29 protein-coding genes are annotated in these 23332 nt (G+C 51.9%); 13 read left to right on the top strand and 16 right to left on the bottom strand.

The window, feature by feature from the left end; genetic code table 11:
- Nucleotides 1–73: 73 nt before the first annotated feature.
- Both DG177_RS05765 and DG177_RS05760 read left to right on the top strand, forming a co-directional pair.
- The gene (locus tag DG177_RS05765; protein WP_337658552.1) at nucleotides 74–457 is read left to right on the top strand and encodes a hypothetical protein; all 384 of its coding nucleotides are present in this window, start codon (nucleotides 74–76) and stop codon (nucleotides 455–457) included.
- 146 nt (nucleotides 458–603) lie between these two features.
- Nucleotides 604–1227, top strand: a complete 624-nt coding sequence (locus DG177_RS05760; RefSeq protein ID WP_337658551.1) for an outer membrane protein — start codon at nucleotides 604–606, stop codon at nucleotides 1225–1227.
- A gap of 331 nt (nucleotides 1228–1558) precedes the next feature.
- Here the strand turns inward: DG177_RS05760 and DG177_RS05755 are convergent, their stop codons facing one another.
- Nucleotides 1559–2731 (bottom strand): SRPBCC family protein, encoded by a 1173-nt coding sequence (locus DG177_RS05755; protein ID WP_108810616.1) that lies wholly within the window; start codon nucleotides 2729–2731, stop codon nucleotides 1559–1561.
- Nucleotides 2732–2851: 120 nt separating this feature from the next.
- On the opposite strand from DG177_RS05755, the gene DG177_RS05750 reads away from it, so the two are divergent.
- Both DG177_RS05750 and DG177_RS05745 read left to right on the top strand, forming a co-directional pair.
- Entirely contained in the window at nucleotides 2852–4039 is a 1188-nt protein-coding gene (locus tag DG177_RS05750; protein WP_108812800.1) for an amidohydrolase family protein, read from the top strand.
- Nucleotides 4040–4104: 65 nt separating this feature from the next.
- Nucleotides 4105–4713 carry a TetR family transcriptional regulator gene (locus DG177_RS05745; RefSeq protein ID WP_108810615.1) on the top strand — a complete coding sequence of 203 codons (609 nt, stop codon included), beginning with the start codon at nucleotides 4105–4107 and terminating at the stop codon, nucleotides 4711–4713.
- Here DG177_RS05745 and DG177_RS05740 read toward each other — a convergent pair.
- Nucleotides 4710–5351: a glutathione S-transferase N-terminal domain-containing protein gene (locus tag DG177_RS05740; RefSeq protein WP_108810614.1), complete on the bottom strand. Its 642-nt coding sequence runs from the start codon at nucleotides 5349–5351 to the stop codon at nucleotides 4710–4712. The genes DG177_RS05745 and DG177_RS05740 overlap by 4 nt on opposite strands.
- Before the next feature lie 78 nt (nucleotides 5352–5429).
- On the opposite strand from DG177_RS05740, the gene DG177_RS05735 reads away from it, so the two are divergent.
- Both DG177_RS05735 and DG177_RS05730 read left to right on the top strand, forming a co-directional pair.
- Nucleotides 5430–6932, top strand: a complete 1503-nt coding sequence (locus DG177_RS05735; protein ID WP_108810613.1) for an MFS transporter — start codon at nucleotides 5430–5432, stop codon at nucleotides 6930–6932.
- 112 nt (nucleotides 6933–7044) lie between these two features.
- The gene (locus tag DG177_RS05730; RefSeq protein WP_108810612.1) at nucleotides 7045–7989 is read left to right on the top strand and encodes a cyclase family protein; all 945 of its coding nucleotides are present in this window, start codon (nucleotides 7045–7047) and stop codon (nucleotides 7987–7989) included.
- A 16-nt stretch (nucleotides 7990–8005) separates the two neighbouring features.
- Here DG177_RS05730 and DG177_RS05725 read toward each other — a convergent pair whose 3' ends face one another.
- Nucleotides 8006–8455 carry a GFA family protein gene (locus DG177_RS05725; protein WP_337658550.1) on the bottom strand — a complete coding sequence of 150 codons (450 nt, stop codon included), beginning with the start codon at nucleotides 8453–8455 and terminating at the stop codon, nucleotides 8006–8008.
- 92 nt (nucleotides 8456–8547) lie between these two features.
- The gene (locus DG177_RS05720) at nucleotides 8548–8697 is read right to left on the bottom strand and encodes a hypothetical protein (protein WP_337658549.1); all 150 of its coding nucleotides are present in this window, start codon (nucleotides 8695–8697) and stop codon (nucleotides 8548–8550) included.
- A gap of 162 nt (nucleotides 8698–8859) precedes the next feature.
- Here DG177_RS05720 and DG177_RS05715 point away from each other — a divergent pair, with 162 nt between their 5' ends.
- Nucleotides 8860–10311: an MFS transporter gene (locus DG177_RS05715; RefSeq protein WP_108810609.1), complete on the top strand. Its 1452-nt coding sequence runs from the start codon at nucleotides 8860–8862 to the stop codon at nucleotides 10309–10311.
- Here DG177_RS05715 and DG177_RS05710 read toward each other — a convergent pair.
- The 3 genes from DG177_RS05710 to DG177_RS05700 are packed head-to-tail and all read right to left on the bottom strand — an operon-like array spanning nucleotide 10308 to nucleotide 11867.
- The gene (locus tag DG177_RS05710; protein WP_108810608.1) at nucleotides 10308–10742 is read right to left on the bottom strand and encodes a DoxX family protein; all 435 of its coding nucleotides are present in this window, start codon (nucleotides 10740–10742) and stop codon (nucleotides 10308–10310) included. The two genes, DG177_RS05715 and DG177_RS05710, sit on opposite strands and share 4 nt — an antisense overlap.
- Nucleotides 10739–11167 (bottom strand): ion channel, encoded by a 429-nt coding sequence (locus tag DG177_RS05705; protein ID WP_108810607.1) that lies wholly within the window; start codon nucleotides 11165–11167, stop codon nucleotides 10739–10741. The genes DG177_RS05710 and DG177_RS05705 overlap by 4 nt, the downstream gene beginning before the upstream one ends.
- A gap of 43 nt (nucleotides 11168–11210) precedes the next feature.
- The gene (locus DG177_RS05700; protein ID WP_108810606.1) at nucleotides 11211–11867 is read right to left on the bottom strand and encodes a hypothetical protein; all 657 of its coding nucleotides are present in this window, start codon (nucleotides 11865–11867) and stop codon (nucleotides 11211–11213) included.
- A 435-nt stretch (nucleotides 11868–12302) separates the two neighbouring features.
- On the opposite strand from DG177_RS05700, the gene DG177_RS05695 reads away from it, so the two are divergent.
- Entirely contained in the window at nucleotides 12303–12509 is a 207-nt protein-coding gene (locus DG177_RS05695) for a cold shock domain-containing protein (RefSeq protein ID WP_108810605.1), read from the top strand.
- A gap of 117 nt (nucleotides 12510–12626) precedes the next feature.
- The gene (locus DG177_RS05690) at nucleotides 12627–13610 is read left to right on the top strand and encodes an alpha/beta fold hydrolase (protein WP_337658548.1); all 984 of its coding nucleotides are present in this window, start codon (nucleotides 12627–12629) and stop codon (nucleotides 13608–13610) included.
- Here the strand turns inward: DG177_RS05690 and DG177_RS05685 are convergent.
- Together DG177_RS05685 and ung are read right to left on the bottom strand one after the other, a co-directional pair.
- Complete coding sequence (locus tag DG177_RS05685; protein WP_108810603.1) at nucleotides 13607–13954, bottom strand: Mpo1-like protein; 348 nt, start codon at nucleotides 13952–13954, stop codon at nucleotides 13607–13609. The genes DG177_RS05690 and DG177_RS05685 overlap by 4 nt on opposite strands.
- A 38-nt stretch (nucleotides 13955–13992) precedes the next feature.
- Nucleotides 13993–14697: a uracil-DNA glycosylase gene (gene ung / locus DG177_RS05680; RefSeq protein ID WP_108810602.1), complete on the bottom strand. Its 705-nt coding sequence runs from the start codon at nucleotides 14695–14697 to the stop codon at nucleotides 13993–13995.
- 131 nt (nucleotides 14698–14828) lie between these two features.
- Here ung and DG177_RS05675 point away from each other — a divergent pair, with 131 nt between their 5' ends.
- From DG177_RS05675 to DG177_RS05660, 4 genes are read left to right on the top strand one after another with little or no spacing between them, the layout of a single operon-like run.
- Complete coding sequence (locus DG177_RS05675; RefSeq protein ID WP_108810601.1) at nucleotides 14829–15962, top strand: beta-ketoacyl-ACP synthase III; 1134 nt, start codon at nucleotides 14829–14831, stop codon at nucleotides 15960–15962.
- Between the two features lie 12 nt (nucleotides 15963–15974).
- Nucleotides 15975–16379, top strand: coding sequence for a GFA family protein (locus DG177_RS05670; protein ID WP_108810600.1), 405 nt, complete (start codon nucleotides 15975–15977; stop codon nucleotides 16377–16379).
- 9 nt (nucleotides 16380–16388) lie between these two features.
- Complete coding sequence (locus DG177_RS05665; protein ID WP_108810599.1) at nucleotides 16389–17303, top strand: alpha/beta hydrolase fold domain-containing protein; 915 nt, start codon at nucleotides 16389–16391, stop codon at nucleotides 17301–17303.
- The gene (locus DG177_RS05660; RefSeq protein WP_108810598.1) at nucleotides 17300–18196 is read left to right on the top strand and encodes an alpha/beta hydrolase fold domain-containing protein; all 897 of its coding nucleotides are present in this window, start codon (nucleotides 17300–17302) and stop codon (nucleotides 18194–18196) included. Before DG177_RS05665 ends, DG177_RS05660 begins: the two co-directional genes overlap by 4 nt.
- A 6-nt stretch (nucleotides 18197–18202) precedes the next feature.
- Here DG177_RS05660 and DG177_RS05655 read toward each other — a convergent pair whose 3' ends face one another.
- From DG177_RS05655 to DG177_RS05625, 7 genes are all read right to left on the bottom strand, one after another.
- Nucleotides 18203–18979: an enoyl-CoA hydratase gene (locus DG177_RS05655; RefSeq protein ID WP_108810597.1), complete on the bottom strand. Its 777-nt coding sequence runs from the start codon at nucleotides 18977–18979 to the stop codon at nucleotides 18203–18205.
- Nucleotides 18979–19803, bottom strand: coding sequence for an SDR family NAD(P)-dependent oxidoreductase (locus DG177_RS05650; RefSeq protein WP_108810596.1), 825 nt, complete (start codon nucleotides 19801–19803; stop codon nucleotides 18979–18981). The genes DG177_RS05655 and DG177_RS05650 overlap by 1 nt, the downstream gene beginning before the upstream one ends.
- A gap of 3 nt (nucleotides 19804–19806) precedes the next feature.
- Nucleotides 19807–20205 carry a hypothetical protein gene (locus tag DG177_RS05645; RefSeq protein WP_108810595.1) on the bottom strand — a complete coding sequence of 133 codons (399 nt, stop codon included), beginning with the start codon at nucleotides 20203–20205 and terminating at the stop codon, nucleotides 19807–19809.
- A 17-nt stretch (nucleotides 20206–20222) separates the two neighbouring features.
- A complete protein-coding gene (locus DG177_RS05640) occupies nucleotides 20223–20549 on the bottom strand; it encodes a DUF3297 family protein (protein WP_108810594.1) in 327 nt (108 codons plus the stop codon).
- A gap of 97 nt (nucleotides 20550–20646) precedes the next feature.
- Nucleotides 20647–21063 (bottom strand): DUF805 domain-containing protein, encoded by a 417-nt coding sequence (locus DG177_RS05635; protein ID WP_108810593.1) that lies wholly within the window; start codon nucleotides 21061–21063, stop codon nucleotides 20647–20649.
- A gap of 282 nt (nucleotides 21064–21345) precedes the next feature.
- On the bottom strand, nucleotides 21346–22344 hold the full coding sequence (locus DG177_RS05630; protein ID WP_108810592.1) for a DUF4424 family protein: 999 nt from the start codon (nucleotides 22342–22344) through the stop codon (nucleotides 21346–21348).
- A gap of 21 nt (nucleotides 22345–22365) precedes the next feature.
- On the bottom strand, nucleotides 22366–23322 hold the full coding sequence (locus DG177_RS05625) for an MBL fold metallo-hydrolase (protein WP_337658546.1): 957 nt from the start codon (nucleotides 23320–23322) through the stop codon (nucleotides 22366–22368).
- Between the last annotated feature and the right edge of the window lie 10 nt (nucleotides 23323–23332).

Below are 23332 nucleotides of genomic sequence, written 5' to 3'. Positions count from 1 at the left end.
TTCATGTTTCAGAAAGATTTTAGAGTGTAGCTGGCGATATGCAATCGAAATATTCATTGAAGGAAACGCAGAAATGAGAGTTCAAAAAACCAGCACCATCATGGCAATCGCCTGCACCGGCCTTGTTCTGAGCGGATGCGCAAACACCGCATCGGGATATCGGCCGATCGTCGATGGCTATGAAGATGAAGTCTATCACGCCGACCTTGCCGACTGTCAGGCACTCGCGAAAACGAAGCGCTATGACAATGGAGACACCAAGACCTCGGCTTTGGCCGGTGCTGTTGTTGGCGGTGCGGCAGGAGCCATCGAAGATAATTCAATAGAGGGTGCGATAGTCGGTGCGCTTTTGGGTGGCCTGATTGGTGGTGCGAGTGGCGCTGCTGATACCCGAACGGACCGAAAAGATATTGTTATTCGCTGCATGGGTGGTCGCGGTCACGCCGTTGTCGGCTGATATAATGTAAGGTTTTTCAGCGATCTAATCCTGCCGGTTACGACCGGAAATTTCACAAAATTAACAAAACTACCATCGGGCTCATGTTTTCCGAAGAAGGATTCTTGTGCCCAAATTTTCCCCAAAATGTCGAGAAAGGACATAAAATGAAGAAGACCCTAATGATTTCCACCATCGCTGCTTTCGGCGTTCTGACCGGAGCATCGGCTGCGCATGCGCAGAGTGACGACGAAAATTTTGAAGGCGTAAAAGTTGGCGTGCAAGCTGGTTGGGAGCGCCGCAAGATCGACGATAACTTGTTACCTGCACCTAATAGCGCGCGGCTAAATGACAGATCCAGTGGCATATCCTATGGTGGCTTTGCCGGATATGACGCCCAGTTTGATGAATTTGTGCTGGGTGTTGAGGCCGATTTCAGTCCCAATGGCAAAACGCTAAGCTCTACGCTGCCCGGCGGCGGTTCCATTGAGCTGGATTCCAAATGGGCCGCAAGCGTTTCGGCCAGGGCCGGCATTGCCATTGTTCCACGGCTTCTGGCTTATGGCAGGGTCGGCTATGGTCTAAACCGCTACACCGTCCGCAGGTTCGCCGCAGGAAACGACACGGCTGTGGCGACGGATAAGGTGACCGGCAATGGCATGCTCTACGGCGGCGGTTTGGAATATGCGATCAATCGCAACGCCTCGTTTCGTGTCGAGTATCGGCGCAATGACAATGAAGGCTCGCTTGCCTCGAACCAAGTATTGGGTGGTTTGACCTTGCGCTTCTAGCTCCCCCAGAAGCGCTCCTCCGGAGACCGAGCAACAGTGATTTGCACCCGCTCATTGTTGCTCGGTCTCATCATAGATGATCGCACCAATCCAAGGCTCCCATAATCACATGAAAATAACAGCATTTCGTAAGCGGTTCGGTAGCGGGCATCCGAGGGCTCGGCAGAGTTCCGATAGAATCCATAACAGGCCGGACAGTTGCAGCTGTTGTTATTGGCTCGTGCGATTGCTGATATGGGGTAGTCGAAATTCCTGAGACCGCGATTGACTTCAGCTGTCGTTCGATTTCAACTGGTAGAGGATGAGTTGCAGCCTAAAAATTTGATCCGCGCTATGAAGCCGGATCTTCCAACTCTGGTTTCAGTGTCTCATGAAATTTTCCAATGGCACTTTCAAACAAACCGAACTCCAAAAATGCATTGGCGCCACTTTTCAAGCCGCGTTGGGCCGACATAACCACATCGCGATCTTCAATAGCTCCCTTGGCAGCAAACTCCTGCCCCTTGAAAACCGCATCCAATGCTTCTCCGCCTTCTGCGCAATCGGTCAAAAGAAACATATGCTGGCGCGTCAGTTCGAGCCCGAGAGGTTCAATAATGACGACCTGCATACAGTCCGGAAAGGTGGAAATTATGACATTGGGAAAGAGGTGATAAACAAAAGTTATTCGGCCGTTGGTTGACCATTTTGATCTTGGCTTGTCGCGGAGTCCTTCAATCGCCTGATAAGGAAAAGCAATGCGACTATTCTCACCGAATGATTCAACAACGGTCAGATTGTCATATTGAACCGGAAAGAATGTTGTCTGATGGGTTGAGCGAATATGATAGCCTTCTAACGCGCTCTCGAGATGCAGTTTCCAATTTGCTTCAATTTCCATCGCCGCCGATTTGACCACGCGAAATCCATCCGGGATCAAATCCGGTATATCGAGCAGACCTTTATCTTCTTTCTGGTCGGTGTCTTGTCGAACGAAAACCAATCCTTTTTTTTCTACGCAATCTAACGAAACAAGGCCGCGACCTTCTTTTTCCAGACCAGGGAATCCATCACCATGCGGCACGCTACGCAGCGTTCCGTCAGTGCCATAAGACCAGCCGTGATAGGGGCAGACAAACACGCTGGTGCAGCCCTGGCCTTTCGCCACCTGGACTCCGCGATGGCGGCAGGCATTGCGAAAAGCCCGCACTTCACCATCATTTCCCCGAACCACGATTAACGGAATTCCTGCCGCGTCCCTTGCGATATAATCCCCTGATTTTGGCAGTGCCGAAGAAGGGTAGAAGACAGTCCAGCGCCTGCGCAACACGGCTATTTCCCGGTCTAACCGCTCCGCTGACAGATAATTGGCTGTCGGTTCCTTCCAGCTGGATTGGCCTCTGTCGGTTGTGCCGTTGTCGATATGGTCAAAAAGGCGATCAATTATATCTTCGTCTGACATCAGCACGGTTTCACTGTCCTTTCCTTCTTCTTCCACAAATCTGGAAAACTTGTTTGTTGCCATAGTCTCTGTTCCCACGCTGCTTCGCAATATTGACTCTTATTATATGATATATATAACTAGTAAAGATATTCAACAATGTCCGAAGAGACTGTTTGAGAGGAAAGCACAATGGCGACGTCAATGACCCAGGAAATACAAGAAACTTCCCACCGGGCCGGACGCGTCGTTCATGATGCAGATAGCCACATTACCGACTCATTCGATTGGCTCGATCAATATGCCAGTGAATATGTGAAGGAAAATTTGGTCGAAGGATTAATTTCCAAATCGCTTCCGGGGATTGAACCCATTGTTGAAATGGCCGACAATCGTCTGGCTGGCAAAAACCCGGAACTGACCGAGGGCCTGAAATCAAATATTTTTGGTCATAAGGCGAAGATGAACCAGTGGGCGGCCTTTGGTGCGATCGACAAGAAAGAGCGCAGCGAAGCTCTCGATATTATGGGCATTCAATCGCAAATCGTCTTTCCACTGGCCGCACTGTCGCGCTTTGCCCGCTCCAAAGATGAGCGCGTTGTATATGAGGGGTCTGAAGCGCTGAACCGCGGGATGGCGGATTTCTGTTCCGGTGATGAGCGCCTCCTGCCGGTCGGTTTTATCTCACTCAACGATCCTGAAAAGGCTTTAGCGAGTGCGAAGCAGGCTATTGGTTTTGGTATCAGAGCGATCTGGTTATTCTCCGATGCCGTCGATGGACGGGCACCTTCGCACCGGAGCTATGATCCCATTTGGGCGGTGATGGAGGAGGCCAGGGTTCCGATCGTATTGCACATAGGTAGCGGCGTACGTATGCCGTCAGAATATATGAATACCGGCGTTGAGCGCGTTCTTGAAGGCAGTCCTTTCAATCTGGAAACTACAAAACCGAAGGACATTAATGTTCTGCACCATTCCATCGAGCGGTGGATGACCTGCATGATCTATGACGGTGTGCTGGAGCGTTTCCCCAATCTGAAAATCGGACTGATTGAGCTGGGTTCAAACTGGGTCCCGGCAATGATGCAAAATCTTGATATTGGGGTGAAGGAACTTGGGAAGTTTGATGTTGCCTTGCGCGATCTGTCGATCAAGCCCTCTGAATATGTGAAGCGTCAGGTGCGGGTGACCCCACTGCACTTTGAAGATGCCGGATGGGTTCTTCGGAGTGTTGGCAAAGAAATTTTGATGTTCAACACCGATTATCCGCATCCTGAAGGGGGTTCTGATCCTTTTGGTGACTTTGAACGCAGTCTTGACGCGGTCAATGCGACACCCGAAGAGCTGGACCATTTCTACAGTAAGAATTTCGAAGATCTGATGGGGCTGTAGGCTTCGGATTTGTAGACAATCCAATTACCGGTTGTTTCCTCCGCCGCGATGTTTATTTTTGATCTATGCTTAAGGAAAAACGCCTCCGCCTTGCTCCCAAAGAGCGACGCAATCAGCTACTGGATAGCGCGCGTGACATAATCCTGTCGCGGGGCTTTTCGTCGCTGACGATGGAAGCTGTGGCCAAAGAAGCGGAAGTCAGCAATCCACTGATCTACAAATATTTCGATACACGGCTGGCGCTGTTGCAGGAATTGCTCGGACGCGAGCTTATCCGGTTTTATGGCGACATCAAAATGAAGCTGGAACAGGCTGAAGCTTACGAAGACGTTGTTCGGATCGCGGTAACTTCGAATTTTGATGAGGGCGCGAACGGCAATATTGTCTCTATATTGCGCAGCCAACCGGACATTGAAGCCTCCCTACATCCGACAAATATGAAAGACACGCTTGGCGTTGGCAAGTTGCTGGTGAACCGCTTGATGGAATTCTATCCGGTGACTCGCAGTCAGGCTACGAAGATGACCGTGTTTGCGTCCGGTGTGTCTCAAGCGGCCGCAGCGCAGTGGAGATTGCATGGTGGCAATCGAGCGAGGATGATCGAAGACGCTCTACAATTCATCCATTCGGGGATGAAAAGCTTCGTTTCGCCCGAACGAAATGCTGATGATTAAGACGACCCACCAGGCATGGCGCTAAACGCCTGACAACTCGCGCGCGAAGAAACTTCCTTGTGCCAGCGATCGAGATTTTTCAGGCTTTCATCTGGCTTTAACCCCACTAATGCCGATGCAAAATCAACCCCTGTAACCAGAGTAATATCCGCTACCGTGAAACGATCACCCGCGACATAGGCAGACGAAGCGAATTCCTTGTCGAGGCGTTTGTAATAATGATGCGTGTTCTTGTCGCTCAATTCTTTGGCTTCGGGAACCTGCTTTACTATTCCCAGTTGCCCTACAATTGGGCCGTTAACCCATGAAATTCCTATCTCCCGCCAATATTCAAATTCAATCTGGCGATTGCGTGCCTCGATATAGGCGAGCTCATAGGCGTCGCGACCAAACAGATTGGGTTCCGGCTCAACTGCTTCCAGATAGCGACAGATCGCAACCGATTCAGGAATATAACGTCCATCCTCGAGCTCGAGTACTGGAATTTTCCCGCTCGGGTTTTTCTCGAGGAACTCTGGTGTCTTATGCTCACGCTTCAACATGGTAACTGACACAAGCTCTAGATCGATACCCTTCTCAGCCGCGAAAATCTTGACCCTCCGCGGATTGGGTGCACCATCTTGATGGTATAATTTCATTACTCGTTTCCGATCATATTAGCGGTTTCATTATTATAAATACCGTATAATATTATCCTAGAGGAGAATGGGTTGAAAATGAACGATATTCGTCAAAAACTGCCCTTCATGACAAAAGTCGCTTTTGGCGTCGGCTCGATGGGCGAGATTGTCTTCCTCGGCATGTTCAACACCTTCATCTCGATCTACTATAATCAGGCAATCGGACTTTCCAATTCGCTGATCGGCACCGCCATCATGCTCGCAATCCTCGGCGATGCGATTTCCGATCCGGTGATCGGGATGATTTCCGACAAGTGGCGGTCGCGATGGGGGCGGCGCCATCCTTTTTTGTTCGCCGCCCCAATCCCACTCGCAATCTCGCTGTTTCTGATTTTCAACCCGCCTGCACAATTAACCGGCGGGACAACAGGTGAACCCGATCAGATCTGGTTGTTTGTCTGGCTGGCTTCTTGGACAATATTGGCTCGGTTTTTCCTGACACTCTACTCGATCCCTCACTACGCGCTTGGTGGGGAGATAACCAAAGATTCCAATGATCGCTCAAAGCTGTTCAGCATCAATGCCGTGTTCGGATATGCTTCCGGGGCTCTGTTTGCATTCACTGCATGGGGGTTTTTCCTTGCCGGGGAATCTGAGCTTGCAGATGGCACCATAGTCCCCAAACATCTTGATGCCTCGGCCTATGGCCCGGTTGTGATGACCGCTTGCAGCATCATATTGATCGCGATTTTTCTTAGCGCAATAGGAACCAAGCACCGTATTCCGTATCTCAGCAAACCTGCAGAAGGTCAGGAGCGGCTTTCTTTAGCAAGTTTCTACAAGGAACTTCTGGGGGCACTTAAAAACCCGAACTACGCTTTTATCATGCTGGGTTATTTCCTCCTCATGATTTCGGTCGGAATGAACGAGACCTTGCAGGTTTTCGTCTATACCTATTTTTGGGAACTTCAGACGGAGCAGATAAAATGGTTCGGGCTGGCGACAGTGCCGGCCATTGTCCTGGGGGCAGTCTTGTCGCCCATTTTAATGAAGCGTTTTGACCGAAAGCGGGTTGTTATAGGCGGGCTTCTCGCCCTGATCATATTTGTTCAATTGCCGATTGATTTAAGGCTTCTAGGCATGATGCCTCCAAATGGTTCGGATATGCTTATGCCCATCTTATTGGCTTGCGTGATGTGTGCTGCGATTGGATTTTCGATCGGACTGGTGGCAATCCTGTCTATATTGGGCGATATCTCTGACCAGAATGAATTGGTTACCGGGTTGAGACAAGAGGGTTTAATTTACTCAGCGCGAGCCTTTTTTGCAAAGGCATCCAATTCTGCCGGTCACTTCATAGCTGGTGTAAGTCTGGACCTTTTCATTGTCCTGCCGTTTGAAGCTGTACCCGGCGAAGTCGACAGCGATATCGTGTGGCGACTGGGGGTGATGGCCGGACCGATCATGGCCTTTGCCGCGTTGGTGTCATTGCTGTTTTACGCAAGATATCGGCTGACACGGGCAGAGCACAATCGCATATTGGACGAGTTAAGCGCGAGGCGGACACCCGAGGAAGCAATTGCCAAATCGGTTGTATAGATAAGTGATTCAGGAAAAAGCTGATGCCAAACCACCACTTGTTGGCCGCAAAGACGGGATCGGTTGGTGAATAGGTTATCGTGATGGTAGGGATCAGAAAAAAGGGAGAGAGATGATGCGGATGATGTTCACTTTTTTGGCGGGCGCAGCGCTTGCGATGCCGGCAATTGCGCAAGAGGCTGAGAAGAAATGGTATCCCAGTAAATATGGCGCGGACGATAATATCGGCGCTATGAACAATCTGTCACCGGAAGGCACGGTCAGTGCAGCGAAGCTGGTCAAGACCGGCAAGACTTATGCCCTTGGTGTGGTGACCGGGCCAACAACACCTGCTTATCCGCCGCGATCCTATAGCGCTACGGTCTTGCAGAGTAATGACGGGCAGGGTGGATCAATGGGCGCGAACAAGGTCACTGCGCATGATGATATCATCCACAGCTGGGTCGGCATCGGAACTCAGATTGACGGATTTGCGCATCTCGGCATCGACCACCATTATTATAATGGCGTGAAGGGCAGCGAACTTTATCAGCCCGCTGGTGTAACCAAATATGGAACGGAGACAATCCTGCCTACGGCGACGCGGGGTGTGCTGCTCGACATGACCAAATATTTCGGCAAGGCCACACTCGATCCCGGAACAGCATTTAACCGGGCGGAGATTGAAGCGGCGGCAAAGGCGGCTGGGGTAACAATAGGCAAGGGTGATGTGGTGCTGTTCCACACCGGCTGGATGAGCAAGAGTGAAAGCGATCCGCAGGAATATATTGCGCAGCAGCCGGGTCTGGGTGTCGAGGGGGCGGAATATCTCGCCTCGCTCGATGTCGTAATGGTCGGTGCAGACACAGCGGCGCTGGAGGCAATCCCTTTTGAGGATCAAACCAAGCCGTTCATTGTGCACCAGACATTGCTCGCGAAACATGGCGTGCATATTCTAGAGAGCATCAACACGGCAGAGCTGGCAAAAGATGGTGCGACTGAATTCATGTTCGTGCTGGGTCAACCGCGCTTCAAGGGCGCCGTCCAGATGGTGATTAATCCGATTGCTATTCGATAGCGTTTTGGCAGTCGGCCTATTCGGGTTGTGGGGCGTATAGCGCCTCTACCTGCGCACCAGTCAAATTCTCGGTTTGCTCTGCAAAGCTGTAATAGGATGGTTTGTCATCGATATAGACTTGCGTCGTGAAGGTCAGGCCGTCCTGATTGTCGAATATGGCGCTGGCGATCATATATTGGCCATTTTCCTTCAGCCGGTAGAACAGGTTAGTGCCGCAGGTTTTGCAAAAGCCGCGCTCGGCCCATTCTGAGGAATCATAGATGGCAATATGATCCTCTCCGGTGAGCGTGACACTGGTGCCGCAATCGAGCTCGAGGGCGGGCCCACCGCCCCAGCGTCGGCACATCCCGCAATGGCAGGCACCGACCATATTGCTGGCTTCAGGCGCGTTTATTTGAACAGCTCCGCACAGGCAATGGCCCTGACGTTCGGTGGTTTCGGATGTCTCTCGGGGGGTGGTCATCATCGCTCTCCTGCTGCAGAGTCTTAAAATAATATATCGCAGTTGACGTGCGTATCAATTGATCAGGATCAACAAATGATCAAGTCCACGGGATTTTATGACAGGGCCGGTATGATCCAGACAAAGGACATCGCAACCAGCGCGGCTACCAAGGAAACCGCCAATACCCATCGCACTCCTTGGGGTCGGGTCTTGTTGCTGGCTTCCTTCTCGGTGACTAAGATTTCATCTCCATGGCGTTCCATTGGGCCTTCCTTCCAAAATTGCCCTCCATAGACAAGCATAGCATGAATCGGGTCGCCCTGCAGAGATTTGTAACAGCGTGCAGGTGCTTGTAAATGGACACAACCTGTTTAGGGTCAGCCGCCAGAGTGCGATCAATAACGCACCGTCAAGCTGGAGAAAATATGAGCGCATCAGCGGTTGTAAAGGCCACAAAGCCATCGATTTGGACGAAACTCGCTTATGGTTTTGGATCCGTTGCATACGGGATCAAGGATGGCGGGTTTCAGTATCTGCTGTTGCTTTTTTATGCGCAAGTCATTGGACTCAATGCCCAACTGGTCGGATTAGCCATCTTGATTGCACTGGTTGCAGACGCGCTGAGCGACCCGATTGTCGGCTATTGGTCAGACAATTTCCGATCCAAATGGGGCCGTCGGCATCCGTTCATGTATGCCGCCGCAGTACCGGTGGCGATCAGCTACTACTTCCTGTGGAACCCGCCCGAAAGCTGGAGCAATGCACAGCTCTTCTGGTATGTGCTATTGCTTTCGATCCTTATCCGAACCTTCATTACCATATATGAAACCCCCAGCACTGCGTTGGCGCCGGAGATGACTCAGGATTATGACGAGCGCAGTTCGGTGATCAGTTTCCGCTGGTTCTTCGGTTGGCTGGGCGGCAATACGATGGCTATCGCGATGTTCATCCTGATCTTCCCGGCCTTCGTGACAGCCGCGATCAGCAACGGCCAGTTTAATCGCGATGCTTATGCCCTGTACGGTTTCATTGCATCGCTGGTGATGTTTGGGGCGATCATGATATCGGCGCTGGGCACACATCATCTGATCCCCAAACTCCGCGCACCACCGGAAAAGCGCAAAATCACACCGAGTCTGATGTTTCGGGAGATTTTTGAAACACTGTCGAGCCGGTCTTTTGCCGCGCTGTTTTTCGCGAGCCTGCTGGGCTTCATTGCCTCCGGTCTCGCGGGAGGGTTGAACTTCTTTTTCGCAACCTATTTCTGGGGATTCAGTCCACAGCAAATCGGGCTCATTTCCCTGGGCGTTACTTTGTCGACATTTATCGGCTTGTTCCTGGCGCCCTATATCACCCGCACAATCGGTAAGAAACGTGGTGCAATCATTATCGGATTGATCGCCTTCATCGGGTCGCCAACGCCAATCATGCTGCGGGTATTTGACCTGCTGCCAGGTAATGAATCACCATTTGTCTTCTGGTTTGTTCTGGTCGCTACGACAATCGATGTCGGTCTGATCATCTGTTATCAGATCCTGGCATCATCGATGATCGCTGATCTGGTCGAACAGGCGGAACTGAAAACCGGTCGGCGTTCGGAAGGAATTTTCTTTGCCGCGACAACCTTCATCCGCAAATGCGGTGTCGGTGTCGGGATCATCCTGGCAAGCAGCGTCCTCGGAATTGTCGGATTGCAATCTGGTGCAGGGCAGGGAGAGGTCTCAGCCGCTACACTCTGGCAGCTGGGGGCGGTCTATGTGCCTCTGATCCTCGCACTCTGGATGACCATGATCGCGGTTATCAGCATGTATCGGCTTGACCGTGCGGGACATGAAGACAATTTGCGGCAGCTGAGCGAACGGACATCTTCCGATTAGCCAGATCTCATCTTGAACGGCCAGTTGATGACATTTCCGGCAATCAATGCCCACCAGATGAAGACCGGTTGAAACAGCAAGCGCGGGCCGTGATAGGCCCAACTCGCCGTCTCTCCGCCAATCGCGATATTGTTGACCGCATGGTTGACGTTTGCCGGATAGACGCACAGCGCATAAAGCGCGAGACCGATGCCGGCGGCATAGCGGATATGGGGCAAGAGTTTGGGTGGGATGAGCAAGCCGATGGCGCCGGCTATCTCCGCTACTCCGGTCAGGAAAACGACCGGTTCCGGAAAAGGTACCCAATCAGGTGTGATCGCGAGAAAGCCTGCGGGACTGCGGATATGGGCAATGCCCGCGAGCAGATACAATGCAGCCAGTAAGATGCGAAAGCCCTTGCGCAAGGCGGTGTCATTGCCATGCTCACTCAACGGCTACGGCCCATGCGTGCGACAACGGTCACAAAGAAAGCAGTGGACCAGCCGAGCAGGATGATACCGTTGACACCCTCGATCGCGGCGACCATCCGCCAGGCTTCAGCGAAGCCATCGTCATCATAGCCGGTGGTCGCATAAGTGATGGTCGAGAAATAGACAGCGTCGGACAAAGTCGGCAGGGCGTCCAGCAACAGATAGACAAGGGCATAAGCCCAGATCTCGATCCCGTGAAGCGCGAATAAACCGAGTACCAGCATCAATGTCACGGCGATCCCGCGCAGCGACATTGGGTGGATATGCTCCTCTGCCTCCTCACGAGCCTCGACCCTGAGTAGACGAGCAAGGGCAAGTATACCGGCGCCATGAATGGCAACTGTGAGCAGAACCATCAAGGCACTGACGAGAAGAGCGGGAAGCATGGGAGGATAGTGAGCGACTAACTATGATCGCGTCAAGCCATGATTATTCCTCGTCACCCCATGGCGGTGGTGGAGGTTCAATGGAGTTGGAGAGATCAAACTCTACCCGAAAGAAACGCCCGCCAGCTGTATCAGGGCGGCGCAGTTCATAGGCAAAGCGCGCTTCCTGTTTGCCAGGTGGGCTGATTTCGACCGCCCAGGTGTTGGTTATGGATTGATCCAGCCCTTCCTGTTTGAAGAGCATGATAGATTCGTTATCGACAGGATATTCCTGACGCTCTGCGGTTCCCTCTGAACCGGTATCACCGCCATAGTTGCTGACAGCGTCCAGCGATCCATCTTCATGGCGATGGCGGTGTTTCAGTCTCAGGCCGTCGTCGGTGCGGGTGATGATCCACGTTCGCGACCGGTTCCAGGTGCCATCAGCATTGGCGATATGGAAGGGAATCTGAATCTCACTCTGATCGCAGGTTGCAACATGCATGACCATCGGTTGGCCGATCATGTCCGCGTCGGCCTCCTGATCGGAAACCAGCTGTCCCGGATAAGCCTTGTCGCAGAGCAGCGATAAACGCTCAAAATAGACATCCTGCGCCGCCGGATCCGGCGCAACGGGTGGTTCGCCAGGCTCACAGGCGGATAGGGTCAAGGCAATGGCAACGGCAGAGATGCTGCCCGGTATTTTAAGTGTCTGGTTCATAAGATGAAACGCTACACTTTATCGCCCGCAAGGGAAAGAGCTGCAATGGTGGCATTGGCATATATAGGATGTTGGGCTGGGCATGATCGGCGGGCTCGATGTTGCAGCCGGTATGGAACCGGCCTGGATGCTGGCGCGCGCTGGATATTGTCGCTGGGATTGGGGGTTTTAACTTTGACATTGTCGGCCATCGCGCTGGTTTCGACGCCCTAAAGCCTCATATCGGCGCATCCCGTCAACCAAGCGGTTTGCTAAGTGGCAGATAGGCTGCTATGGGCCGCTGCAGCTAATAATCGCGTTCGACGAAATTCTTGTTTCGCGGCTTTTTCGAAAGCCCGCCTGCTCTTTTTTCCTTTTTCTCGACGTTGGCAACCCCGTCTGATCCCGCCTAAAAGCAGGGTCAGGCATAATTAAGTTATGAATAGGAATAAGAATATGCCTACAGGCACAGTAAAATTTTTCAACGCAGACAAAGGCTATGGCTTTATCGCTCCTGAAGATGGTGGTGATGACAGCTTCGTGCACATCACGGCCGTTCAAGCTGCTGGCATGCAGACTCTTGAGAAAGAGCAACGCATTACATATGACATTGAAACCGGAAATAATGGCAAGAAAGCCGCTGTAAATCTTCAGCAAGCTTAATCCAGTCGGTTAAAATTTTGAAGGGCGGGAATGCAATTGTACTCCCGCCCTTTTTTTGTCTGTCCTCCACTAGGGTTGGTATGTATTGTTCCCCCCGAACACAGCTGGGGTAGCATCATGAAAACCGTATTTCGTCTCATTGTCGCATTGGTCATCATTCTGGTTGCTGCGTTCTTCATATTTCGCACGCCTGATACCGACCGCGCCGAAATGATCGCCAAATATACGAACGATGCCTCGACATTTGTCGATGACGGCTTTGGCGGTAAAATTCATTATCGAGATGAAGGCAACAAAGATGGGCCGGCGATCCTTCTCGTCCACGGGTCAAATAGCCTTTTGCAGACCTGGGAACCGGTTGTGGCCCTGCTTGGCGACAAATATCGTCTCATCTCTCTCGATCTGTACGGTCATGGCCTGACAGGTCCTCAAGCCGAGGGGGATTACAGCGCCGATGCGAATATTGCGGCGGCGGTTAAAGTGCTTGATACAGTCGGTGTTGAACGTGCCTATTGGGTAGGCAACAGCATGGGCGGATGGCTGTCATGGCGTGCTGGCCTTGCTGCACCAGAGCGTGTTTCAGGCCTGGTTTTAATCGATGCCTCGGGTGCGCAGACGGATGAAAAGATCAAACCTTATCTTGGTGCACGGCTGGCGCGATCTTCCGTCGGTCAGTTGCTGCTGCCAGAGATTACACCCAAATTCCTGGTTCGTTCGTCGCTGGAAGAAAATTTTGCACAACCGGAACGTCTGACCGATGAACTGGTGACCCGCTATTGGGAATTGCTGCGCTTTCCCGGTAATCGGCAAGCATCGGTTGCGCGGGGCAAGACGGCGCGTGAACCGGAAAAATGGGCTGAGGTCGGGAATTTGAAAATGCCCGTTCTGCTGCTGTGGGGAGAGCAGGACAAGGTCATTCCCGTTTCGCATGCCAAGGCATTCGAAGCCGCAATAGCGGGGTCAAAACTGATCATCTATAAGGACGCTGGGCATCTGCCGATGGAGGAAACACCAGATCAGGTGGCGCGAGATATCGGGACCTGGATCGAAGGCACTGAAGCTATAAACGACCAGGGCACAGAACTGGAAGAGGCCGGTTAAGCGTCTTCCACACCTGCTTTCCGAAGCTCCGGTTTCAAACGACCGGTCAGCCAAAGCCCCCACATTTTGAAGTCGGCGATCAGCGACCACAACGGATAGGTAAACGTCGCGGGGCGGTTCTTCTCAATCCGCCAATGTGCGATCCACGCAAAGAAATAGCCTGCTAGCGGCATGGCAAGCAACAACAGCCAGTTGGTTGTAAATACTGCGTAAAGACCGATAAGCACCACCAGACTGGTACCGATATAGTGCAAGTTGCGTGTCGCCGGTTTGGCGTGTTCCTGCAAATAGAACGGCCAGAATGTATCAAAACTCTGATGTTCTTTTTGTCTGTTTGCCGTCATTGGCCTTGTCCTTCTAGTGCGTATTCGCCCATCATATATCAGGCTGGCGGCAATGACCAGTCGATCGGCGCTAGCCCATTCTGTTCTAAAAACGCATTGGTCTTGCTGAAATGTTTGCACCCGAAAAAGCCGTTATATGCTGACAGGGGGGACGGATGTGGCGCTTTTAGCACAAGGTGCTTTCCGCCTTGTTCGATGCTCTGCACAAAGCCAGCTTTCTTTTGCGCGTAGCTGCCCCAAAGCAGAAAGACCACTGGATCTTCTTTCGCAGCTATCAGGCGCACAATAGCATCTGTAAACTGCTCCCATCCCTTACCACGATGCGAGGCGGCTTCGGCTTTCTGAACGGTCAAAACGCTATTCAGCAACAATACCCCTTGAGCGGCCCAGGATTCCAGAAATCCGTGCTGGGGGCGCTGCAAACCGATATCGCTCTCCAGTTCCTTGTAGATATTGACCAACGACGGCGGCGGCCGAACACCAGGCTGAACGCTGAAGCAAAGGCCGTGGGCTTGTCCTGGACCATGGTAGGGATCCTGTCCCAGGATTACGACGCGCACCTTGCCCAGTGGTGTCAGATCAAGTGCCCGAAAATATTCACTGCCTTTTGGAAAGATATGTTTGCCTGACTCTTTCTGTTGAATCAGAAAGGTCCGCAAGTTGGCCATATAATCGCTGGAAAATTCGGGTGCGAGCGGTGTCTTCCAGCTTTCATGCAATGTGATGCGATCGGATTTGGTCATAGTGCACAAATAGCAAGATGCACCCGATTGGCAATCAGGCTGCGACACTGCTTGCTAGTTAGGGCATGGGACTTTACGATATTGGGCAAATTATCTGACTATTCGACCCGAAGCTTATGAGAATTAATCCTATGACCAATGCCAATATCCCCGTAATCTCAGCCACCGGCTTGTTCACGCCAAGCGATAGCATCAGCAATGAAGAACTGGTTTCCAGTTTCAATGCCTATGTCGATTTGCACAATAGCGAAAATGCCAATGCCATTGCGGCCGGAGATGTTGCGGAGCTGCAGCATAGTTCGGTCGAATTTATCGAAAAAGCGTCGGGTATTAAATCGCGCTATGTGCTTTCGAAGGATCCGATTCTCGATCCCGAAACCATGTGCCCGCGGTTACCGGAACGGTCTGACGAGCAAATATCGATCCTCGCCGAGATTGGTGTGAAAGCGGCCGAACAGGCGCTAGAGCGGGCAGGGCGCAAAGCGGAAGATGTTGATGCAGTGCTCTGTGCCTGCTCCAATCTTCAGCGGGCCTATCCCGCTATTGCCGTCGAGATTCAGGATGCACTGGGCATTGGCGATGGCTTTGGTTTTGACATGAATGTCGCCTGTTCCTCTGCAACATTCGGTATCCAGACAGCAGCTGATTATATCCGTTCCGGCAGCGCAAAATCCGTATTGGTGATCAACCCCGAAATCTGCTCGGGTCATTTAAACTGGCGCGACAGAGACAGCCATTTCATTTTTGGTGACGTTGCAACGGCCATATTAGTGGAAGCGAAAGATATCGCTCCTGCGAAGCATTGGGAGATTATCGGAACCAAACTGAAGACACAGTTTTCCAACAATATCCGGAATAATTTTGGTTTTCTCAATCGTACCAGTCCGGAAACGCGAGACGATGCAGACAAGCTGTTCGTTCAGGAAGGCCGGAAGGTTTTCAAGGAAGTGGTGCCGATGGTCGCGCAAATGATTATCGATCAGGCCGAAAGACTGGGCATCGAAGGCACGGACTTGCGACGTATGTGGTTGCATCAGGCCAATGCAGGGATGAACCGTCTCATTGCACAGCGGGTTCTTGGTCATGAGGCCAATGATGACGAAAGCCCGACGGTGCTGGACACCTATGCGAACACGTCTTCGGCGGGATCGATCATTGCATTTCATAAGCACAATGCGGACCTAGCGGGCGGCGATATTGGACTTATTTGTTCTTTTGGCGCAGGATATTCAGCAGGAACGGTTTTCGTACGAAAAGCCGCATAGAGGGGAAATATAATGACGATGACGGGACAATGCCTATGTGGAGCGGTCAGCTACAGTGTCAGCGGAGAGCCGCAGATGACTGGGGTTTGCCATTGCAAAAATTGTCAACGTCAGTCGGGCAGCGCTTATTCGGTTTTGTTCGGAGTTGCCAATGACCAGTTGAGTATTCAGGGCGATTTGACGACCTACGAAGACACGAGTGAAACAGGCAATATTGTTGAGCGTCATTTTTGCGGGAAGTGCGGATCACCATTGCTTTCTACTTTGCCAACACAGCCCGGAGTAACCTTCGTCAAGGCCGGTACGTTGGACGATACCAGTCACCTCAATCCGCAGGTGCATTTTTGGACCAAAAGCTCGCAAGACTGGGTAACAATTGACCCCAACGTGCCGCAGATGGCGGGTAACCCGGGTTAGGATCACGCCATGGCCAGTATAAGAGCCCGGCTGCTTGCCAAAGCCCTTCCGCTTACCGGATTGAAGGCGGTGTTTTCCGATGAAGCGAAGCTGAAGGCCAGCATTGCAAAGGCACGCGCGAAAAAGGTTGCTGCGCCCGGCAAGGGATTGCATCGCAAATTTAATGTCACTGAAACCAATATCGATGGCCATCCGATATTCACATTATCGCCTCGTTCCGGAAGCCATCGCCAGATATTATATATTCATGGCGGGGCCTATGTTCTGGATATACAACCCGGATATTGGGGCCTTTTGGGCGAATTGGTACAGCGCACCGACGCTACTCTGGTTGCGCCCTGTTATCCGTTGACGCCGGAGCATGACTGGAAGCAAAGCTACGACTGGATGATGCAGGTCTATGACACGCTGGTCGACGAGGTTGGTGCTGAGAATATTACCATCATGGGAGACAGTGCAGGCGCTGGCTTTGCGCTTGGTCTGACACAGATGCTGAGGGACCAGGGCAAAGCGATGCCGCATAAAATGGTTCTGCTATCACCTTGGCTGGATGTTAGCATGACCGATCCAATGCAACCGGCCTTGGCGAAAAAGGATCGGATATTGGGGATTGATGGCCTGCGCGCGGCTGGCAAGTGGTGGGCTGGAGAGGGCGGGACCGTTGATACACCGCCGGTTAGCCCACTATTTGACAGTCTGGACAATCTGCCGCCGATTGCTGTGTTTACCGGGACTTTTGATCTGCTTTGGCCTGATGCGAGAAAACTGAAGGAAAGGGCAGAAGCAGCGGGCCTTGCGTTAGACTATATTGAGGCTCCAGCGATGCAGCATGTCTGGATGTTGTTTCCTATTCCCGAGGCCAAGAAAACCCGTCAGCAGATTGCCGCTTTCATCAATGCCGATCACGAGGCTGTTGCCGGGTGATCAGCAAACGCGCACGTTTCATCAATTTCGTCCTGCGCTTGTTGAAGGTACAGCAGCGTCTGGCTGATTATGATACCGGCATGAAGTTTCTCGCCCGTGACCGGAAGAACGGTCCCGCGCGTCCCGGCCGATGGTTCCGGAAACACAGCGTGATCAACGAACATCATATGGATGGCCACAAGGTCTACGAGATTGAGCCTAAGGTCGGGGCGAGCAAGCAGCATATTTTCTATCTGCATGGTGGTGGCTATGCTTTTCAGATCGTATTTGTCCATTGGGCGATGATCAAGAAATTGATCAAGGCGACCGGAGCCAGTGCGACAGTGCCACTTTATCCGTTGGCGCCTGAACATGATTGGTCGCAAAGCTATCCTGTGGTGCTACAGGCTTATGAGCGCGCGGTTGCTAAATATGGGGCCGAGAATATCACCATCATGGGTGACAGTGCGGGTGGAGGATATAGTCTCGGGCTCACGCAAATGCTTCGTGATCACGGCAAGCCCATGCCAGGCAAGGTTATTTTGCTGTCACCATGGCTCGATGCAACAGCCAGCGATCCATTGCAGCAGCAACTGGAAAAGCACGATGTTCTGCTTTCAATACAGGGTGCTCGAACCGCTGGTCAATTTTGGGCGGGCGAGGGTAATGATCCGGCGGTTTTTCCTGTCAGTCCGCTATTCGCCGAAATTGATAAATTGCCCCCAGTCGCTGTTTTTGCCGGCAGTCATGATCTGCTCTATGCAGATGCACTACGCTTGAAAGAAAGGGCCGACAGTCAAGGGGACTCAATCACCTTACATGTCGGGGAAGAGATGCAGCATGTCTGGATGCTGCTGCCGATCAGGGAAGCGAAACTGGCACGAGCGCAGATCGTGTCCTTCATCATGCGATGAACGACCCTAGCCCTTCAGGGATCGACCTCGCTCGATAACAGCCAGTCGCCGCTGCTCAACCGCTTCAGCACTGACATCATCATTATAGGCATTGGTGACCTGCCTCTCCAAAGCCATCGCATCCTTGAAGCTATGGTCATAGCCGTCGAAGATAAGCTTCTTGTAGGCTTTGAGAAATTCAGGATCGATTGTTGCCATGTCGGCCGCCAATGCCAGTGCGGAAGGGATTAGCTGTTCCGGCGTGTAGACATGATTGACGAGACCCCAGCTACAGGCCGTATCGGCATCGACAAACTGACCAGTGAAACTCAGCTCGCAGGCACGAGACAAACCAATATGGCGAGACAGTTTTTGCGACAGGCCCCAGCCAGGAATGACACCCACCCGGGCATGAGTATCAGCAAAGCGGGCATTGGTCGAAGCGATCCGAATGTCGCATGCTAGCGCCAGTTCAAAACCACCAGTTATGGCGACACCATTAATGGCTCCAATAACCGGGATCTCTAGCTGTTCCAAAGCACGGCAAGGGTTGCTTGCCGGTTTCTGATCGGTCGCAGCTCCCAGGCCGGTTGATCCCAATTCTTTCAGGTCAAGGCCGGCAGTAAACGCACGCTCCCCAGCGCCCGTTACAATAGCTGCCCGAATATCCCTATCGCCTTTGACCTCTTCGCAAATATCAAAAAATTCAGCGCGCAGATCATGAGATAGCGCGTTCATCGCTTCGGGCCGGTTCAGCGTGATGATGGCAACACCGTCCGCTTTGTCGAGCAGGACCAAGGCCATTATTCGTCGTCTCCTGCCTCGTATTTCTCGGCAATTTGCGCCCCAAGGCCAGCGGTCATTTCGAACAGTTTTTCCGGATCGCTTTGCCGTAATTGGGCCAGCATCAGTTCCGGGCCTTCGGCAATAATCAGCTCTGGCACCTTGTTCGCGACGGCTTCCAGTATCTGCCGCGCACATTCGGCAGGTTCCATACCATTGTCGATTACGGCGTCGGATTTGTCGCGCTTGGTACCATCTTTTGTCAGTGCGTTGCGGGACACGTCGGTGCGGATAGAGCCCGGCAATATGTTGGTGACATGGATATTATGCCGCTTTTCGGTCTCGGCGCGCAATGCATCCATATAGCCGATCAGGCCATGTTTTGCTGCGCAATAGGCCGTGCGCAACGGAACACCGATCCGTCCGGCCACAGAGCTGATGCCGACCACATGACCGCCACCGGCGTTGATCATGTGGGGTAGGAGCAGCTGAGTTAGCCAGATCGGTGCCAAAAGATCGACATTGACGATCTGATGGTGAACATTGGGATCGGTATCAAGCGCCAGGCTGCGTTGACTGATGCCAGCATTGTTGATCAACACGTCAACCCTGCCTTTCCATTGCTGCGCTTCCGCTACTTTGGCTGGCAGCACGTCATAGTCGGTTGTCTCGAAAGGCAGCAGCAATGTATCCGTTTCTATGTCTGCTGCCACTGCTTTCAGAGCTTCAACCCGGCGACCGGATAATATGATATTCGCGCCATTGGCCGCAAAGGCCTTGGCCAGTGCTTCACCGATCCCTGACGAAGCACCGGTGATCCAGACTGTCTTGTCAGTAAAGTCCATTGCTCAATTCCTTTGATTCTCTATCTGCTCGGTTGCCCTTAGCTTACGCCATCCGACATAGCAGAGGGCCAGCATGATGATATTACCTAAAGCGTCAATCAAACCCATGCTGGTGAAGATGGGGTCGTGAAAGGTGAAATAATAATTGAACCCGAAAAAGGGCAGCAGAGCAATGCCGTAGACGAGAAATGTCGTTGCCGTGAAGCGGGCGAAGGCCGCAAATAGTCCTGCGAGCAAAGCCTGAGCGCCAAAACAAGCCATCATGAATGGCACTATCCGTCCACCGATCCGATATTCGGGCAGAAAGACTGTATCAATGACATGCTGTGGGAATAGGGTTGCCCATCCACCCAATAGGAAGAATACCAGCGCGATGAGATATTGAATGCGCTGGGGTGTCATATGCTTCCTTATCGCTTCTAAGCGCCCTTCTTGATGGTCGGGGCATCGTCACCGAGATCTTCGAACCAGGCTTCAACTTCGCCGTTCAACTTGATCAGTAGCGGATTGCCTTTGCGGTCGACGGTCTTGCCAGCTTGTACTTTGACCCATCCTTCCGACACACAATATTCTTCAATATTGTTCTTGCGTTCTCCGCGAAAATTAATGCCGATACCGCGTTCCAGCAATTCGCCGCCATAATATTTACTCCGCGGATTAATCGCGAGATGGTCAGGTGGCGTGTCGGCACCGGATTTCGTTTCTGCTGATGCTTCTTTTTCCGGTTGGTCAGGCGTGTCGGTCATAATATCTATGTCTCCAAAAAAGGGTTGCGGCGCTTTGCCACAACCCTATGGAAAATCAAGCCGCATGACATGCACCTGACAAGCCTGAAGGCTCTGTTCAGTTAAACACGTCACCGACATTGTCGCTCATTTTGGGGTCGTCCCCAAAGCGGTTTTTGCCCTTGGTCCCTTCAAGGCACATGAACACTAGAACGACGATACCGCCGACATAGGGAATGAAACCGAGCAGCACGAACCAACCCGACTTATCCTGATCATGAAAGCGCCTGACCTGGACCGCCAGTGAAGGAATAAAAATCGCCAGAGCATAAAGGCCAAACAGCCCAAGTATCAGTCCGCTGCCCAATCCCATTTCTCCGGTCGCGCTCGGCGTGAATGCTCCCAGGATGCCACCAACGATCGCCAGTCCAAATAAAACGATCATGTTGAGCAGGAAAAACATCCAATATTCTTTGCGCCGGGATCGCCCGCTAAATTCCGCATAGCGCTTGAGCGGCATCAACATCCATTCCATCATTCTTCCCCTCTTCATTATCTCGTCTGCAAGCCTAAGCCGCCAAAGTCTAAAATCAAGCGTCTATTTTTCCTGCCTTCAGGTCACGAAGAAACCTGATCTTTGCAAGATTTGGACGATTGATCATGGCGCGGCAGGCAAAATCAGGTTCTATATGAGCATTATGGTCTGATGATTTGTCTTATACCTGTGGTTAAGAAATCCTCGTATCTCATTTATATAAAAGAATTTACCAGAGGGTTTCCTGATGTTCAATGCGGTTCTGCGCGGAGACGTTTTGTATCAGGGAAAGTTGAACCATCTCACGATAAGGATGCTTAAATCCTTGTCAGGTTCGAAATTTGTTTTGGTCACTTCAAACTGTGTCGGCGATATTTTGCGAACGCCGTCCATGCAGAAGCTGACCATATTTGCGGCTTCTCCTTTATCAACAACGAGCCGGAATTTCTTGATCGGCCCTTTCCAGTTCGCGCCGGGTGAAAGACGATAATCCAGAAATAGCTCCGTATATTGCTCGCGCTTATACTCGCCGCGCCGGTTATACGTCCGATCGAATCCGGCAATGAAATCATCATCAATACAGAATGTCTCCTGGAACCATCCAAATCCGTCATCGGGATTTTTGCGGGCACCGGCGCTCATATTACCGCCATTGGTGCCGCCGGTAACAGGCTTGTAGCTATGTTCGACGGTGATGGTCTGATTGGCTGGAAACAGCTGCTCACGCGTAACATGGGTGGTGACTTTCCAATCAGCATAAGCCTCTCTGCCACGAGCCGACTGTTTCAAAAGACCTTCAGTCAAAAGGGCCTGCAGTTCGGGTTCGGGAAGTTGCTGAAGTTTTTTCTGGAAATCATAATCCAGCCAGTATTGGACCGGCCACCCGAGTTCCTGCAATCGCCGGGTAATATCTTTTCCATCTGCAGTAACCACGTCTCGATATTGCAGTGGAACAGCGGTCCCTTCGACCTTTGTCTGAAAGTCTATCGCTTTCCAGTCCGGAAAATTCTGATCTCCCATATGGCCATCAATATCATGGGGTAGTGCCGGCAATGGGAAAGAAACAAGCGTTCTGACATCTTTATCGGTGGTATTTGTAAACTGATATTTGACGGTCACCCTATCCATCGAAAGGAACAGGTCTTCGCTGTCTAGCGCTATCGCATCATTCTGTTTTAGCTCAAGACCGCCCAGGCCAATTGCCGCGCTACTGTCATTCGCCTTTGCTGGGGTCGCCAAGGCCATCAGGCTCAAGACCCAGAGCAGGTTTGAAAATCTCATCACTTTCGATCCCTTTTTCGGTCATAGAGGGTAGCAGGATAGATCGTCGGCCAACAAAACAGGGCCGCTGTAACTTTCAGCAATGGCAGCATTCACCTCATTTTGCGCCTTAATAGCGCGCTGCATATGATGGGTCAGCAGCAAGGTTTGTGCATCCAGCGCTGCCGCAGTTTCCCCTATGGATTTTGGATCTCTGTGCAAACCACGCGGCTGACCGTCTGCCATGGTGATCGCATTGTGCATCACAAGCAAATCCGGTTTGGTCTTCGATAGGGTCACGATAAAATCTTCGCTCAAGAAGCTCTGGTCTCCGGATAGAATGATTGTCTTGCCATTAGCGCTGACAACATAAGCTAACGCAGGCACATCCAGATGATGAACTGCGATCGCTTCAACCTTCAAGCCATTATCGCTCCAAACGGTCTGTAAACCGCTTTTGTCCGTAGCAATGTCCTCAACTGTCAAGCGGGGCAGAGCATCATTTTCTTCGAGATAGGGATGCAAATAGCGCAATGCGCCGCCCTCTTTACCGATCAACGAATCAAGATAAGCACTGGTTGAAGGAAATTGGTCATTCCCTCTCGGTCCAGCGATTATCAGGTCCACGGACCGGTTTGCAAAAGCACCATTGTTGAGCAGGGCCGGGAGGCCGCTGGCATGATCGCCATGCAGATGGGTGAGCAGGATCGCATCATGATCTGCAAAGTCAATTCCAGCCTCGCCATAGCGAACAAAGGCACCACTGCCAGCATCAATTAACAAGCGGGCTTTGCCATCAATCCACAGGACATTGCTGGCCCCAGCGCGATGATCATCGGCAATCGGACCACCGGAGCCGAGAACTTGCAAGGCAACGGGATTGTCGCGACACGCTTTGTTGTCGGCGACCCTATCCGTGCCGGCAGTTGTGTTGTTGGAGCAGGATATAAGTGCGACTGACGCCGTCAATAAGACGCCCAGATCCAAGAGTTTTTTCATTGTTGCTAAC

It is taken from the genome of Sphingorhabdus sp. Alg231-15 (assembly GCF_900149705.1).
Lineage (GTDB): Bacteria > Pseudomonadota > Alphaproteobacteria > Sphingomonadales > Sphingomonadaceae > Parasphingorhabdus.
The sequence above is the reverse complement of the archived record's forward strand: the minus strand, read 5'-3'. Positions and strand labels throughout refer to the sequence as shown.

Excerpts from the sequence above, each read along its gene's own strand:
- DG177_RS05745 (WP_108810615.1), top strand. The coding sequence starts at position 4,105 with ATGCTTAAGGAAAAACGCCTCCGCCTTGCTCCCAAAGAGCGACGCAAT.
- DG177_RS05740 (WP_108810614.1), bottom strand. The coding sequence starts at position 5,351 with ATGAAATTATACCATCAAGATGGTGCACCCAATCCGCGGAGGGTCAAG.
- DG177_RS05760 (WP_337658551.1), top strand. The coding sequence starts at position 604 with ATGAAGAAGACCCTAATGATTTCCACCATCGCTGCTTTCGGCGTTCTG.
- DG177_RS05630 (WP_108810592.1), bottom strand. The coding sequence starts at position 22,344 with ATGAGATTTTCAAACCTGCTCTGGGTCTTGAGCCTGATGGCCTTGGCG.
- DG177_RS05690 (WP_337658548.1), top strand. The coding sequence starts at position 12,627 with ATGAAAACCGTATTTCGTCTCATTGTCGCATTGGTCATCATTCTGGTT.
- DG177_RS05700 (WP_108810606.1), bottom strand. The coding sequence starts at position 11,867 with ATGAACCAGACACTTAAAATACCGGGCAGCATCTCTGCCGTTGCCATT.
- DG177_RS05715 (WP_108810609.1), top strand. The coding sequence starts at position 8,860 with ATGAGCGCATCAGCGGTTGTAAAGGCCACAAAGCCATCGATTTGGACG.
- ung (WP_108810602.1), bottom strand. The coding sequence starts at position 14,697 with ATGACCAAATCCGATCGCATCACATTGCATGAAAGCTGGAAGACACCG.
- DG177_RS05685 (WP_108810603.1), bottom strand. The coding sequence starts at position 13,954 with ATGACGGCAAACAGACAAAAAGAACATCAGAGTTTTGATACATTCTGG.
- DG177_RS05670 (WP_108810600.1), top strand. The coding sequence starts at position 15,975 with ATGACGATGACGGGACAATGCCTATGTGGAGCGGTCAGCTACAGTGTC.
- DG177_RS05725 (WP_337658550.1), bottom strand. The coding sequence starts at position 8,455 with ATGATGACCACCCCCCGAGAGACATCCGAAACCACCGAACGTCAGGGC.
- DG177_RS05765 (WP_337658552.1), top strand. The coding sequence starts at position 74 with ATGAGAGTTCAAAAAACCAGCACCATCATGGCAATCGCCTGCACCGGC.
- DG177_RS05650 (WP_108810596.1), bottom strand. The coding sequence starts at position 19,803 with ATGGACTTTACTGACAAGACAGTCTGGATCACCGGTGCTTCGTCAGGG.
- DG177_RS05730 (WP_108810612.1), top strand. The coding sequence starts at position 7,045 with ATGATGCGGATGATGTTCACTTTTTTGGCGGGCGCAGCGCTTGCGATG.
- DG177_RS05705 (WP_108810607.1), bottom strand. The coding sequence starts at position 11,167 with ATGCTTCCCGCTCTTCTCGTCAGTGCCTTGATGGTTCTGCTCACAGTT.
- DG177_RS05645 (WP_108810595.1), bottom strand. The coding sequence starts at position 20,205 with ATGACACCCCAGCGCATTCAATATCTCATCGCGCTGGTATTCTTCCTA.
- DG177_RS05625 (WP_337658546.1), bottom strand. The coding sequence starts at position 23,322 with ATGAAAAAACTCTTGGATCTGGGCGTCTTATTGACGGCGTCAGTCGCA.
- DG177_RS05755 (WP_108810616.1), bottom strand. The coding sequence starts at position 2,731 with ATGGCAACAAACAAGTTTTCCAGATTTGTGGAAGAAGAAGGAAAGGAC.
- DG177_RS05695 (WP_108810605.1), top strand. The coding sequence starts at position 12,303 with ATGCCTACAGGCACAGTAAAATTTTTCAACGCAGACAAAGGCTATGGC.
- DG177_RS05665 (WP_108810599.1), top strand. The coding sequence starts at position 16,389 with ATGGCCAGTATAAGAGCCCGGCTGCTTGCCAAAGCCCTTCCGCTTACC.
- DG177_RS05720 (WP_337658549.1), bottom strand. The coding sequence starts at position 8,697 with ATGGAACGCCATGGAGATGAAATCTTAGTCACCGAGAAGGAAGCCAGC.
- DG177_RS05675 (WP_108810601.1), top strand. The coding sequence starts at position 14,829 with ATGACCAATGCCAATATCCCCGTAATCTCAGCCACCGGCTTGTTCACG.
- DG177_RS05640 (WP_108810594.1), bottom strand. The coding sequence starts at position 20,549 with ATGACCGACACGCCTGACCAACCGGAAAAAGAAGCATCAGCAGAAACG.
- DG177_RS05635 (WP_108810593.1), bottom strand. The coding sequence starts at position 21,063 with ATGGAATGGATGTTGATGCCGCTCAAGCGCTATGCGGAATTTAGCGGG.
- DG177_RS05735 (WP_108810613.1), top strand. The coding sequence starts at position 5,430 with ATGAACGATATTCGTCAAAAACTGCCCTTCATGACAAAAGTCGCTTTT.
- DG177_RS05655 (WP_108810597.1), bottom strand. The coding sequence starts at position 18,979 with ATGGCCTTGGTCCTGCTCGACAAAGCGGACGGTGTTGCCATCATCACG.
- DG177_RS05750 (WP_108812800.1), top strand. The coding sequence starts at position 2,852 with ATGACCCAGGAAATACAAGAAACTTCCCACCGGGCCGGACGCGTCGTT.